Consider the following 12,898-nt stretch of genomic DNA (forward strand, 5'->3'; position numbering starts at 1 on the left):
TTTTAGGCGTGATTATGCAGCATTCTTTATCAGTTTCGGCTGACGTAAACGGTTCAGAAAAACCGCTCGCTATTTTTCTAATGGGGCCTACCGCCGCAGGTAAAACTGATTTAGCAGTGCACCTTGTGCAGCATTTCAACTGCGAAATTATCAGTGTTGATTCGGCTTTGATTTATCGTGACATGGACATTGGTACTGCCAAACCTGATGCAGAAACCTTGGCACAGGCACCGCACCGTTTGATTGACATTAGAGATCCAGCTGAAAGCTATTCTGCGGGAGAGTTTCGAGAAGATGCGCTGCGAGAGATGGCTGAAATTCAGCAATCAGGTAAAACACCACTATTGGTGGGTGGTACGATGATGTATTACAAGTGCTTATATGAGGGGGTTGCCGACCTACCCTCTGGAGATGCAGAGGTAAGAGCACGCCTTGCGGCTTGGGCCGACGCCGAAGGTTTAGAAGCCTTACATGCTCGATTACAGCAAGTTGATCCAATCTCAGCGCAACGTATACATCCTAACGACCCTCAGCGTTTGCAGCGTGCCCTTGAAGTGTATGAACTGACGGGTAAAAGTATGACACAGCTTTGGCAAGAACAGCAGCAAACCCGAGACAGCTTACCTTTTAAGGTATTGTCTTTAGCAGTTTGTCCGACAGACCGTAAATTGCTCCATCAGCGCATTGAGCAACGTTTTAATATCATGCTTAAACAGGGCTTCATCGACGAGGTTGAGCGGCTGCGCGCAAGGGGGGACTTGAATCTTGAGTTGCCCTCTATGCGATCTGTCGGTTATCGTCAGGCTTGGGAGTATCTTGAGGGGAACTATGATTACCCTGAGATGGTCAATAAAGGCGTTATCGCAACAAGACAGCTAGCTAAGCGACAGATTACTTGGTTGAGAAGCTGGCCAGATCTTAATTGGCTGGCTACTGAAGACCCTGATTTACGCGATAAGGCCTTGAAAAAAGTCGAGTCAAGCCTTATTTAAACTGGTATGATTAATCGCGTAGCCGCTTTTAAAGTGCGTGCTATTATTTGCGAATACCCATAAAAATTAAATCTAATAAACAATAAAGAAAACAAGGGAGAGCGGTATGTCAAAAGGGCAATCATTACAAGACCCTTATCTGAACATCCTTCGTAAAGAGCGGGTGCCAGTGTCCATTTTTTTGGTAAACGGTATCAAGCTACAAGGCCAGATTGAGTCATTTGATCAGTTTGTAATTCTGCTGCGTAATACAGTAAGCCAAATGGTTTACAAGCATGCAATCTCAACCGTCGTCCCTTCCCGTAACGTTCGTCTGCCGGCACAAGAAAAAGCCCCAGGTGAGTTGGGAACTGAATAATTTCGGAGTAGTACTTGTTTTTCGAGCGCCCTGATTCTGGTGAAGTTGCTGTTCTTGTCCATATTCATTTTCAGGATGAGAAGGACCGGGAAGATCCTGGTGAGTTTCTGGAGTTGGCGCGTTCAGCAGGCGCCGGCCCGGTTGCCTTTATTAAAGGCAGTCGCTCCCGTGTGAATTCGAAGTTTTTTGTGGGTGATGGCAAACTTGATGAAATTCGTCAAGCGGTGCAGTTATATGAAGCGGATATTGTTTTATTTAACAACACACTATCACCCTCGCAAGAGCGTAATATTGAACGTGAGCTTCAATGTCGGGTATTAGACCGTACAGGTCTGATTCTAGATATATTTGCTCAGCGTGCGCGAACACACGAAGGAAAGTTACAAGTCGAGCTGGCTCAACTTGAGTACATGTCGACCCGTTTGGTTCGAGGCTGGACACACCTTGAGCGTCAGAAAGGTGGTATCGGTTTACGTGGCCCAGGTGAAACCCAGCTGGAAACTGACCGCCGTCTATTGCGTGAACGCATTAAAGCTATTCATAAACGTCTGGAAAAAGTGCGTACGCAACGTGAGCAAAATAGACGCTCACGTCGTCGAGCTGAAATTCCATCTGTTTCCCTAGTTGGTTATACCAACGCGGGTAAGTCGACACTTTTTAACGTGCTGACACAGTCAGATGTTTATGCCGCTGACCAACTTTTTGCGACCTTAGATCCAACGTTACGCCGTGTCACAATGCCGGATATTGGCGCTGTGGTTCTAGCTGATACTGTAGGTTTTATTCGTCATTTACCTCATAAATTAGTTGAGGCTTTTCGCGCTACACTGCAAGAAGCGCAAGAGGCGAGCTTACTGGTACATGTTGTTGATGCCGCAGATGAAGCTAGAGATGACAATACCCGTCAAGTTGACCATGTATTAGCTGAAATTGGCGCTGACGACTTACCTCGATTATTGGTTTATAACAAAATTGACCTATTATCGGGATATGAGCCTCGCATTGAGCGAAATAGCGAAGGCGAGCCTGAACGAGTCTGGATTTCTGCGGTCAATGGCTTAGGTCTTGACCTAGTCATGCAAGCAATTGGTGAGCGTCTTTGCGATGACCTGTTTAAAGGCTCTTTAACCTTAAAAGCTTCCCAAGGGCAATTACGTGCCATGCTGTATCAGCAAGGGGCTATTTTGGATGAAGACTTCGATGAACAAGGTCAGTTTGTTGTGAATGTGCGTTTACCAAAATCTGATTTTATTCAGATGTTGTTTAAAGTTGGGGAAGATCCAAAACAATACTTCCCTAATTACGGCGTTGAAGATTTTATGCTTGAAGGAGACGCAGAAGTTTCCTAAGACTATAAGTGTTGATCTGAATAAAACGATTATGTCGTTTTTACCTTTCAACTCAGCGATTTTCGTTTCTATCATTTAATGGAAGCTGATTTTCAGTTTTTCTCAGAAAGTGGAGATAGGTATGGCTTGGAATGAGCCGGGTGGCAACAAAGATAATAACCGCGACCCTTGGGGTGGCGGTAATAATGATGGTCGAAAAGACCAAGGGCCGCCAGATCTGGACGAGGCTCTGAAAAAGTTTAACGACCGATTAACTGGCATCTTAGGCGGCAAAAAAGGCGGCGGTGCTAATGGCGGTGGTGGCGGAAACAATGGAGGCTCTGGTAATGCAGGTTATGGCATTCTCGGTTTAATCTTAGTTGTGGCTGCAGCTGTTTGGGCGGTGTCAGGCTTCTACAGAGTGGATCAATCAGAGCAGGCCGTTGTTTTACGCTTTGGTAAATACCATGAAACCCTTGGTGCGGGTCTGAACTGGAATCCGTCACTAATTGATACTGTTTCGACGGTTAATGTAACTAAAGTACGCTCGTTGAGTCGTCGCGCGTTGATGCTGACAGAAGATGAGAATATCGTACAAGTTAACTTGTCAGTTCAATATCGTGTTACTAGCCCAAGAGAATATCTGTTAAATGTACGTAATCCTGAGCAAAGCTTAGAGAATGCGACTGAGTCAGCACTTCGTCATGAAGTGGGGTCATCTGAGATGACTGATATTTTAACCGATGGCCGTGAGGTGCTAGCTCAACGTGTGCGTGCGCGTTTACAACAATATCTAGACCGTTACGGAGTAGGTTTAGAAGTACGTTCGGTAAACGTTGAAAGCACAGCTGCACCAGACGAAGTTCAAGCGGCATTTGATGATGTAATCAAAGCCCGTGAAGATGAGCAGCGTGTTAAAAACCAAGCAGAATCGTATGCCAACGGTGTAATTCCTGAAGCGCGTGGTAAAGCACAGCGTATGATTGAAGAAGCTAATGGTTATAAAGAAGAAGTGATCGCTCGTGCAGACGGTGAGGCAGATCGTTTCAGCAAAATGCTAATAGAGTACAAAAAAGCACCTGATGTAACCCGTGAGCGTTTGTACCTGCAAACTATGGAAGAGGTGATGGCAAACTCTAGCAAAGTGCTAATAGATGTCAAAGGGGGCAATAACATGATGTATATCCCTCTGGATAAGATCACTGGTAACGCTTCTACTTCAGACAATGTTAGCCGAAACACTACGGCAGCTCGCTTTAACCCATCAAGTGCAAATCTAACCACTGATTCAGAGGTTGAAGATTTGGCAGATCGTGTTTTAGAGCGCCTACGTCAGCGCCAGCAAGAAAGTACTACAACTCGTAATCGGGAGGCTCGATAATGCATTCTAAATCATTTTCGGCGCTAATCCTTATAGCTCTTGTAGCAATGGTTGGCAGCAATAGTTTGTTTATTGTTGATGAAACAGAGCGTGCGATTAAATTGAAGTTCGGTGAAATTGTCGATGCTGACATCCCGCCAGGCTTACATTTTAAAGTGCCAGTGTTACACACTATTCGTAAGTTTGACTCTCGTGTGATGACGCTGGACTCTCGTCCACAGCGTTTCTTGACACTTGAGAAGAAAGCGGTGGTGGTAGACTCTTTTGTTAAGTGGCGCATTGCGAACGTGCAGGAATATTACCAAGCGACTTCTGGTGATGAGCTTGTGGCTGCGCGTCTATTGGCTCCTCGTGTCGACGAAGGTTTACGGAACCAGTTCGGCGAGCGCACCATGTACGAAGTGGTATCTGGTGAGCGTGATGAGTTGATGTCTGAGCTGAATGAACGTTTAAACGTGATCACTAAAGCAGAGCTAGGTATTGAGCTGCTTGATATACGTGTAAAGCGTATTGACCTACCTCCAGAGGTAAGTCATGCCGTTTATGAGCGTATGAACACTGAGCGTCAGCGTGAAGCTCGTGAACACCGTTCACAAGGTAAAGAGCTGGCCGAAGGTATTCGTGCAGATGCAGACCGTCAAAAACAAGTTTTACTGGCAGAAGCATTTCGTGAATCAGAGCGTATTAAAGGTGAGGGCGATGCGACCGCTGCGGCAACATATGCCAAAGCCTATCAGCAAGATCCTGAGTTTTACTCATTCTTGCGTAGTTTAGAAGCGTATCGCAATACCTTTAACAGCAAAAACGATATTATGGTATTACAACCTGATAGTGAGTTTTTCAACTACATGAAAGACTCTTCTAAACAGAAATAATGCTGCAAAAGCAAAAAGGCATCTGCACTAGATGCCTTTTTGTAATACTCAGAAGCGATATTGAGTCAGACTTTTTTACTCAAAACTGCATTCAAGCGTAGCCGATGAGTTTTATCGTGTTAGAATAGATCAACCGGGCTAGCCCCGGTTTTTTTGTGTGCAAATTATGCGGTACACACTAAAACAATAGTCGTACCCTTTGCTTGACGGTGCCCTGCTATTTGCGAGAGTAAAGCGTACAGCGCCGTCAAACTTGACTAGGATTAAACAGAATCGTTGATACGATGTATGAAGCTTGCTAAAGAATAGAGCTTCACTGTGAACTCCAACAGATAAACAGGCTGGATTATGACCATTGCAGATCGTTGGTTACTACCGGATGGTATGGAAGAAGTGCTGCCCCCTCAAGCACGACAGATCGAAGTATTACGGCGTGAGCTGTTAGATCTGTTTCATAGCTGGGGCTATGATTTGGTTTTTCCACCACCAGCAGAATATCTTGAGTCGTTGCTTACAGGCAGTGGTAATGACTTAGACCTGCAAACCTTCAAAGTGACAGACCGAAACTCCGGTCGATTGATGGGTATTGCGGCTGACATTACACCACAAGTAGCGCGTATGGATGCGCATTCGATGCAGCGTCAAGGTCCTGCACGCTTCTGTTACTGCGCTAACGTGTTACGTACCAAATCAGACACCATGCTGGGTTCTCGTAGCCCAATGCAAGTCGGTGCTGAATTATTTGGTCATGCTGGTGTTGAAAGCGATACGGAGATTTTAGGCTTAATGCTATCAGCGTTAGCCACAGCAGGTGCTGAGAAAATTCATTTAGATATTGGTCATGTAGGGATCTATAAAGCCTTATTGCAAGAGGCTGGTTTAGATGCAGATCAAGAGAAGCAATTATTCAATGCCATTCTGCACAAAGTTTATAGTGAAGTAGACCAAATAGCGGCACGATACATTGTTAGCGAACCTGTACGGAGTATGATCTCACGTCTTGTACGCTTAAGTGGTAGCTCAGAAATATTGGCTCAAGCGCAACTGGAGTTGGCTGATGCGCCAGCTTCAGTTAAAGAAGCTTTAGACAGTGTAGAGCAAACTGCAAAAATTATTCAGCACCAATATCCCAATGTTGAGATCAACTTTGATTTAGCTGAACTACGGGGTTACAACTACCACACAGGCATGGTGTTTGCGGCTTATATTCCAGGTTATGCACATGCGATAGCCCAAGGGGGTCGCTATGATGAAACTGGAAAAGTATTTGGTCGTGCTAGACCTGCAACAGGCTTCAGTGCAGACTTAAAAATCTTAGCGAAGCTACTTCAAAAAACTGATCCAGTATCCGGTATATTTGTACCTGCGGGATTTAGTACAGATGAAGAGCTGCTGTCTACGATCAGAGCATTACGCAGTGAAGGCACACGTGTTGTTGTTGGCCTACCCGAGCAGGATGTCGGCGCTCTAGAAATGGGGTGTGACAGTGAACTGGTCAGGAAAGAGGATGGCCAATGGGTTGTAGAGCCAAGTAACCGAATCTTTTAAAACCGCCTGCAAGGGCAACGCTGCGCTTTTGCAGCCTCAGTTTGAGTAGATGAGAAAGCAGTAATGGGTAAAAACGTTGTAGTACTAGGCACCCAATGGGGTGATGAAGGCAAGGGTAAAGTTGTTGATTTGTTAACAGAATCAGCTGCGGCAGTGGTGCGTTTCCAAGGTGGTCATAACGCGGGTCATACGCTGGTTGTTAACGGTGAAAAAACAGCCTTACACCTGATTCCATCAGGCATTTTGCGTCCTAATGTGACCTGCATCATCGGTAATGGTGTTGTGCTAGCACCAGACGCACTGTTGAAAGAGATTGCTAAACTAGAAGAGCGTGGCGTTCAAGTGCGCTCCAACCTACGTTTAAGTGCAGCTTGCCCATTAATTCTGCCTTATCACGTGCGTTTAGATCAGGCGCGTGAAACTGCCCGTGGTGCTAATAAGATTGGTACGACAGGTCGTGGCATTGGCCCTGCCTATGAAGATAAAGTAGCGCGTCGTGGCCTGCGTTTAGGCGACATGATGAACGTAGAAGTTTTTGAGCCTAAGCTGCGAGAAGTTGTTGCTTATCATAATTTCATGCTAGAAAACTATTATAAAGAAGAGCCTGTTAATGCAGATGTTGTACTAGCGGACTGCCTGAAAATGGCAGAAGAGCTACGTCCAATGGTATGCGATGCGACTAGTCTGCTACATAACTATCGTCGCAATGGCGACAATATTATGTTTGAAGGTGCCCAAGGCTCTTTGCTAGATATTGACCATGGTACTTATCCATTTGTGACCAGTTCAAATACTACTGCAGGTGGCGCGGCCACAGGCTCTGGTTTTGGTCCGATGTACCTTGACTATATTTTGGGCATCACTAAGGCTTACACCACACGTGTTGGTTCAGGCCCATTCCCAACAGAGCTATTCGATGCTTGTGGTGAACATTTAAGCCAAAAAGGTCATGAGTTTGGTACAACAACAGGTCGTGCGCGTCGCTGTGGTTGGTTTGATGCGGTAGCTCTACGTTACTCTATTCAGGTGAACTCAATCTCTGGAATGTGTTTGACCAAACTGGATGTACTGGATGGTTTAGAAACTATCAAAGTTTGTACTCACTATAAACTGAAAGACGGTACTTTGATTGACATGCCTGCTGATGCGACTGCATTTGGTGACGTTGAGCCAGTTTATGTTGAGCTGCCAGGCTGGACAGAATCAACAGTAGGTGCGAAAACTCTAGAAGAGTTGCCGAAAGCTGCACGTGATTATGTTAAGTTCCTAGAAGAGCAGGTTGGTGCGCCGGTAGATATTATTTCTACAGGTCCTGATCGTGAAGAAACTATTGTGTTGCGTGATCCTTACAACGCATAAGTATTTTTCATGCTAGAGCCAAAAAGGTAGCCGAGTGCTACCTTTTTGCGTTTAACAAAATACTGTTTCGAAGTGGTTACGGAATAATTACTCAAATTTTATGAGCTTGTAGCAATTTTGTCATTTTAGCTTGCTGTAATGTCTGCCAATGCGTCAGGGGGTCAAAGGCGCTATTTTCAGAGGTTATCGCAATGGTTCAATCAACCGATCTGTTAAGTATCATTGAACAGCAGAAAATAAACACCTTTTTTCAGCCGATTGTAGGCGCTCATGGACAGTCGATTTATGCCTATGAAGCGCTAAGCCGAGGCCCTGCCGATAGTTTATATTGCAGTCCTGTTCACCTGTTTGAAGAGGCAAAACGCCAACAGCAGCTTTTTGCTTTAGAGGCAGTCTGTAGAGGTCGTGCTATCGAGAACTTCACCCGTCAGAAGCTAGAGGGCAAGCTATTTTTAAATGTTTCCCCTGAAACCTTACTACAGTCAGACCATCAGCGTGGGCTTACCTTAGAGTTGCTACAACATAATAACTTACGTCCAGAGCAAGTGGTGATAGAGATTACCGAACACTCACCAACACATGATTATGCTTTGATGCGCCATGCCGTTGAGCATTATCAAGGTGAAGGCTTCTCTATTGCTATTGATGACTTGGGTGCAGGGTATTCAAGTTTGCGTTTGTGGTCAGAGCTAAAGCCAGAGTATGTCAAAATTGACCGACATTTTGTTTCGGGTATTGAGAGCGATAAAGTAAAACGTGACTTTGTACGCTCCATTATGGAAATTGCCAAGGCAGTTAACAGCCAAGTGATAGCAGAGGGTATTGAAACGCGACAAGAGTTTGAAGTGTTGTCTGATATAGGTGTTGATTTTCTGCAAGGGTACTACTTTGCGCGTCCTCATCCTCAGCCAGTTCGAGAGCTCAGTAAGTCGACACAACTAGTATGGAAACAGATCAAGGAAAGTAAAGATATGTGTAAGGATGATGGACAAATTGGTCGCTTAAAGATTGAGATCCCACCTGTACAGCCCGACACTTTAGTTGACGAAGTAGTCGATATTTTCGATAAAAATGAACACTGGTTTTCACTGCCTGTTGTGTCTGCAGGCATTCCTGTAGGAATGATCAAGCGTAGTAAGCTGTTACAAAAGCTGAGTAAAGCGTTTGGTCGTGACTTGTACAGTAAAAAGCCTGTGAGCCAAATTATGGATGTTGAGTTTATGGCTGTTGAGCATCATATCCGTATGGAGAAAGTGAGCCAACAAGTCACACAACGTAATCGTAGCCGCCTAGAAGAAGACTTTGTAATTGTTGAAAATGGTTATTACAGTGGTATAGGCCAAGTAATCGATTTGTTGAAAATGATCACAGAGATGCAGCTGAAAAGCGCCCAAAACTCTAATCCTCTAACAGGATTGCCGGGTAATGTACTAATTCAAGAACACATTGATCACCTGATTGCTAGTAAGAGTGATTTTGTCACCTGTTATTTCGATTTGGATAATTTTAAGCCATACAATGATCAATATGGCTATGCGAAAGGGGATGAAATTCTGTTGGCGGTGTCTAAGCTCTTACAAACGCATTGTCGTAATAGCTTGGACTTCGTTGGTCACGTTGGCGGTGATGATTTCGTTGTGGTCTTTCAGAACCCAGATTGGCAAGCCCAAGTACAAAGTATGCTGAACGATTTCAGCCGTGCGCGGAAAGACTTTTATAACGACAGCCATATCAGTGATGGCGGCATTTGGGCCGAAGATCGCTTTGGTGAAAAGCGCTTCTTTGGCTTAATGAGCATTTCAGTTGCTGCGATTGATTCAGACTCTGCCAATTTCAGCTCTGCTAAAGAGCTTGCAAGTCGCTTAAGCCATATTAAACATGAAGCAAAGCATGCGAAAGGTAATAGCTTGGTTGCTCAGCTAGCGGGTTCTGTTGTGAACTTGTTTACAGAAGGTTGTGCTGCTTAGTCGATTTGGTGATTGTAGTCTGTGTCACGGAACTGTCATTTAAGTGACACAGATATGTCGCCTGAGAACGTTATAAAAGTAGGGGTGAAATCAATTAAATAGATTGCTTACCATGAAGGGTAAGCGCCAAGTAAGAATTAAGATAGGATAACAAAAATGAAAATGCATGATCTTGTAAGCCATTCCGATGGTTCACATCAACCAGAAATTCATATCCAGTCTCATCATGAAGGTGTGTACTTTACAGTTCAAGTGATGATGGATGAACAGAAGCATCAGCTGCAAGGCCATAATGGTAAGCCTATTGTTTTTCGGGATGAAGAATCGGCCAGAAATTTATTGCAGCAAGCAGGTATACATCAAGTGCAATCCCGTCGTGTGAACTCATGTTTTAATAGCATAGTACATAAGACGTTTAACTCGAATTTCAGTACTCGTTTGGCTTAATTTGCCAGCTTTATCATTACGTCATATCAACAATTGCTGTGTTTGCTTTCTTATATTTTGATACAGGTTATCATTGTCGGCCTTAGACGGATGTAAAAAACGTAAAGGTCGATCAGAATGTCGCAATCACAAGAGTTATCTTCTGCAAGCAGTCAAACTGTTGTAGATCACCTCGGTAAGCAGGGTGTGCTGCTAGTCAACTTGGGCACTCCCGATGCACCGACACCTGAAGCAGTTAAGCGCTATTTAGCTGAGTTTTTGCACGATCACCGAGTTGTTGATTTGACTCGCTGGCTTTGGTGTCCAATTCTACATGGTATCATTTTACAGACTCGTCCAAAGCGAGTTGCGAAGGCATATCAGAGTATTTGGACAGAGCAAGGCTCTCCTCTATTGGCAATTACACAACAACAAGCTCAGGCATTAGCTGCTCAACTGAATAGTTGTCTAGGAATAGACATACCTGTTGAAGTAGGTATGACCTATGGTAACCCTTCAATTGCAAGAGCTTTGGATGTTTTAATGGCAAAAGGGGTTGAGGAGGTCATTGTCCTACCACTGTATCCTCAATATTCTGCAACCACAACGGGGGCTGTTTTTGATCAGCTGGCACGTGCCGTTGCTAAAAGGGTTGAATTTCCTTCATTAACTTTCATCCGAGACTATTATCAGTCGCAATACTATATTGAGGCGCTTGCATGCTCAGTAGAGCAACATTGGCTGGAGAAAGGCCGTGGGGAGCGCTTGTTGATCTCTTTTCATGGTATCCCTCAACGTTATGCTGATAACGGAGACCCTTATCCAGAGCATTGTAAGCAAACTGCGCAAGCTTTAGCGCAACGCTTAGGATTAAGAGAGTCTGAGTGGTTGTGCAGCTTTCAATCTCGTTTTGGTAAAGAGGAGTGGATTAAGCCTTATACCGATAAAGTGATTGAACAGTGGGGGCAAGAGATCGCACAGTTGGATGTGATTTGTCCGGCTTTTGCTGCCGACTGCCTTGAAACTTTGGAGGAAATTCAGGTTGAAAATAAAGATTATTTTCTAGAGTCAGGTGGAAAGGTATTTAATTATATCCCTGCGTTGAACTGTCAGCCTGCACATATTGATATGATGGTAAAGCTGGTGATGGCAAAGCTTCACCAGCGCCCCTAGAGATTTTAACTTGTTAGAAAATGCGTGCAAGTAAAGCGGTTACGGCTGTTTCGACACGCATAATGCGATCACCCATATGTACAGGCTTTAGTCCAGCAGCAGTTAATTGCTGAATCTCTGTAGGAATGAAGCCGCCCTCTGGACCAATGGCTAAGGTTGTTTGCTCTGTAACTGCTCTTGGACAGGCATCGGGAACACCAGGATGTGCAACTAAGCCAAGGCTATTTTGGCATAGATCAGGGAGGCGCTGTTCTACAAAAGCCTGAAAATTCTTTTCTAGAATTAGCTCTGGCATCAGCGTATCTTTTGCTTGTTCTAAGCCTAGTATCAAGTGCTCTTCTACTTTCTCTGGCTTTAATACGGGAGACATCCAGTAGCTTTTTTCAACTCGTTGGGTATTCAGCAAAATAAGCTTTTTCACACCTAACGTGCTGATATGTTGCAGGGTTCTTCCTAGCATCCTTGGACGAGGAAGTGCCAAAATAAGTGTGAGGGGTAAAGGTGCGGGAGGTGCTTTATGAAAGGACACGCTCATAACAATGGCATGATCCTCAAGACTTAAAATAAGTCCTGTACCAACTTGCCCATTCAATAGTCCAACGGTTAGCTGATCTCCAACTTGGGCACGGTGTACTTGCTGAATATGTTCAAAGCGACGGTCAGTTAACTGAACTTGGTCATCAGCGATAAAGTCGGTGTTAAAAAGTAAAACTAAGTTCATATGATTACCCTTGTGGTGTGCAGGGCATCATAGTTCGCAAATCAGTGAATGCAAGCAATGGCTGATACTTATGCTATGAAGCTTAATGCTAACCTATGTGACCTCGTTTCATGCGCTTTATTTTTTCGGCACTACGCATCATGGTCGTACGCCTACTTTCCATGCGTGCGACAATGGCTTGAAACTCGTCAAGCAACTGATCGTTACCGCTGTTAATTTTATTGTTTAGCTCAACCATTTTGTAAAAAATATCAAGTGCCATAACGCTGCTATCCGTATCCATGTATAAAGTAGTTTAAAAAATACAGGATAAGATGAGCTCTATATATGAGCTTTCTGAAGCATTTTTGTAGCCAAATGCTAATCATGTAACACAATGTCTTTTTAGTAGTGGTGTTGAGATATAAATGTTGGATTAGAGCGTTTTTTAGAGGTGGCATTAAGGGCGCAATCCATCTTTCTGCGTACAGACAAACGGCTGTTCTCTAACTGTTTAAGTAGGTTGCCTAGTTCTGCTAAAAGCTGGTCGCCACGGATAAATTGATTTTTTGCACGGGTACGGTCATTGTTCTGATGCACTTCAGCCACCTCAATCCTTGTTGATGTCCATATTTATTGTCAATAGAGCCTAGTCAAAATAATCGTAAAGGCTAGTTTTTTTCTGAGCTAATGAAGATTAATGTCATTTTGCATGATAAATGTCATCATTTTTCCATGCTAATACTGTAAGTGTGAGACTGCTTGCTGAGTGGAATGCAGTTTTTTGCTTC

Annotated in this window: 13 protein-coding genes; 10 read left to right on the forward strand and 3 right to left on the reverse strand. The window is 44.2% G+C overall.

All coding sequences use genetic code 11. From position 1 onward, the window contains the following. Positions 1–14 precede the first annotated feature (14 nt). The 10 genes from miaA (at position 15) to hemH (ending at position 11,407) form a co-directional block, all read left to right on the forward strand. Positions 15–992 (forward strand): tRNA (adenosine(37)-N6)-dimethylallyltransferase MiaA, encoded by a 978-nt coding sequence (miaA, locus tag B5D26_RS11825; RefSeq protein ID WP_078745938.1) that lies wholly within the window; start codon positions 15–17, stop codon positions 990–992. Between the two features lie 106 nt (positions 993–1,098). Next, positions 1,099–1,350: an RNA chaperone Hfq gene (hfq, locus tag B5D26_RS11830; RefSeq protein WP_078745939.1), complete on the forward strand. Its 252-nt coding sequence runs from the start codon at positions 1,099–1,101 to the stop codon at positions 1,348–1,350. 14 nt (positions 1,351–1,364) lie between these two features. After that, positions 1,365–2,699: a ribosome rescue GTPase HflX gene (gene hflX / locus B5D26_RS11835; RefSeq protein ID WP_078745940.1), complete on the forward strand. Its 1,335-nt coding sequence runs from the start codon at positions 1,365–1,367 to the stop codon at positions 2,697–2,699. A gap of 121 nt (positions 2,700–2,820) precedes the next feature. Then, entirely contained in the window at positions 2,821–4,059 is a 1,239-nt protein-coding gene (hflK, locus tag B5D26_RS11840) for an FtsH protease activity modulator HflK (protein WP_078745941.1), read from the forward strand. Next, positions 4,059–4,934: a protease modulator HflC gene (gene hflC / locus B5D26_RS11845; protein ID WP_078745942.1), complete on the forward strand. Its 876-nt coding sequence runs from the start codon at positions 4,059–4,061 to the stop codon at positions 4,932–4,934. Before hflK ends, hflC begins: the two co-directional genes overlap by 1 nt. 348 nt (positions 4,935–5,282) lie before the next feature. Then, positions 5,283–6,482 carry an ATP phosphoribosyltransferase regulatory subunit gene (locus B5D26_RS11850; RefSeq protein ID WP_078745943.1) on the forward strand — a complete coding sequence of 400 codons (1,200 nt, stop codon included), beginning with the start codon at positions 5,283–5,285 and terminating at the stop codon, positions 6,480–6,482. 63 nt (positions 6,483–6,545) lie between these two features. Beyond that, positions 6,546–7,841, forward strand: a complete 1,296-nt coding sequence (locus B5D26_RS11855) for an adenylosuccinate synthase (protein ID WP_078745944.1) — start codon at positions 6,546–6,548, stop codon at positions 7,839–7,841. 191 nt (positions 7,842–8,032) lie between these two features. Next, complete coding sequence (locus B5D26_RS11860) at positions 8,033–9,808, forward strand: GGDEF domain-containing protein (RefSeq protein ID WP_078745945.1); 1,776 nt, start codon at positions 8,033–8,035, stop codon at positions 9,806–9,808. 156 nt (positions 9,809–9,964) lie between these two features. Then, a complete protein-coding gene (locus tag B5D26_RS11865; RefSeq protein WP_078745946.1) occupies positions 9,965–10,255 on the forward strand; it encodes a DUF6482 family protein in 291 nt (96 codons plus the stop codon). A 117-nt stretch (positions 10,256–10,372) separates the two neighbouring features. Next, a complete protein-coding gene (hemH, locus tag B5D26_RS11870) occupies positions 10,373–11,407 on the forward strand; it encodes a ferrochelatase (protein ID WP_078745947.1) in 1,035 nt (344 codons plus the stop codon). Positions 11,408–11,420: 13 nt separating this feature from the next. On the opposite strand, the gene B5D26_RS11875 is transcribed toward hemH, so the two are convergent. The 3 genes from B5D26_RS11875 to B5D26_RS11880 form a co-directional block, all read right to left on the reverse strand. Beyond that, entirely contained in the window at positions 11,421–12,128 is a 708-nt protein-coding gene (locus B5D26_RS11875) for a 16S rRNA (uracil(1498)-N(3))-methyltransferase (RefSeq protein ID WP_078745948.1), read from the reverse strand. 88 nt (positions 12,129–12,216) lie between these two features. After that, positions 12,217–12,390, reverse strand: a complete 174-nt coding sequence (locus tag B5D26_RS16195; protein ID WP_159445655.1) for a hypothetical protein — start codon at positions 12,388–12,390, stop codon at positions 12,217–12,219. A 122-nt stretch (positions 12,391–12,512) separates the two neighbouring features. Then, the gene (locus tag B5D26_RS11880) at positions 12,513–12,716 is read right to left on the reverse strand and encodes a hypothetical protein (RefSeq protein ID WP_078745949.1); all 204 of its coding nucleotides are present in this window, start codon (positions 12,714–12,716) and stop codon (positions 12,513–12,515) included. Positions 12,717–12,898: the final 182 nt, after the last annotated feature.

Source organism: Oceanospirillum multiglobuliferum, assembly GCF_900167095.1.
GTDB lineage: Bacteria > Pseudomonadota > Gammaproteobacteria > Pseudomonadales > Halomonadaceae > Oceanospirillum > Oceanospirillum multiglobuliferum.

Bases quoted from the DNA above. Each gene is read 5' to 3' on its own strand.
- hflC (WP_078745942.1), top strand. From the start codon at position 4,059: ATGCATTCTAAATCATTTTCGGCGCTAATCCTTATAGCTCTTGTAGCA.
- hfq (WP_078745939.1), top strand. From the start codon at position 1,099: ATGTCAAAAGGGCAATCATTACAAGACCCTTATCTGAACATCCTTCGT.
- B5D26_RS11850 (WP_078745943.1), top strand. From the start codon at position 5,283: ATGACCATTGCAGATCGTTGGTTACTACCGGATGGTATGGAAGAAGTG.
- B5D26_RS11855 (WP_078745944.1), top strand. From the start codon at position 6,546: ATGGGTAAAAACGTTGTAGTACTAGGCACCCAATGGGGTGATGAAGGC.
- hflK (WP_078745941.1), top strand. From the start codon at position 2,821: ATGGCTTGGAATGAGCCGGGTGGCAACAAAGATAATAACCGCGACCCT.
- B5D26_RS11865 (WP_078745946.1), top strand. From the start codon at position 9,965: ATGAAAATGCATGATCTTGTAAGCCATTCCGATGGTTCACATCAACCA.
- B5D26_RS11875 (WP_078745948.1), bottom strand. From the start codon at position 12,128: ATGAACTTAGTTTTACTTTTTAACACCGACTTTATCGCTGATGACCAA.
- B5D26_RS11860 (WP_078745945.1), top strand. From the start codon at position 8,033: ATGGTTCAATCAACCGATCTGTTAAGTATCATTGAACAGCAGAAAATA.
- miaA (WP_078745938.1), top strand. From the start codon at position 15: ATGCAGCATTCTTTATCAGTTTCGGCTGACGTAAACGGTTCAGAAAAA.
- hemH (WP_078745947.1), top strand. From the start codon at position 10,373: ATGTCGCAATCACAAGAGTTATCTTCTGCAAGCAGTCAAACTGTTGTA.
- B5D26_RS16195 (WP_159445655.1), bottom strand. From the start codon at position 12,390: ATGGCACTTGATATTTTTTACAAAATGGTTGAGCTAAACAATAAAATT.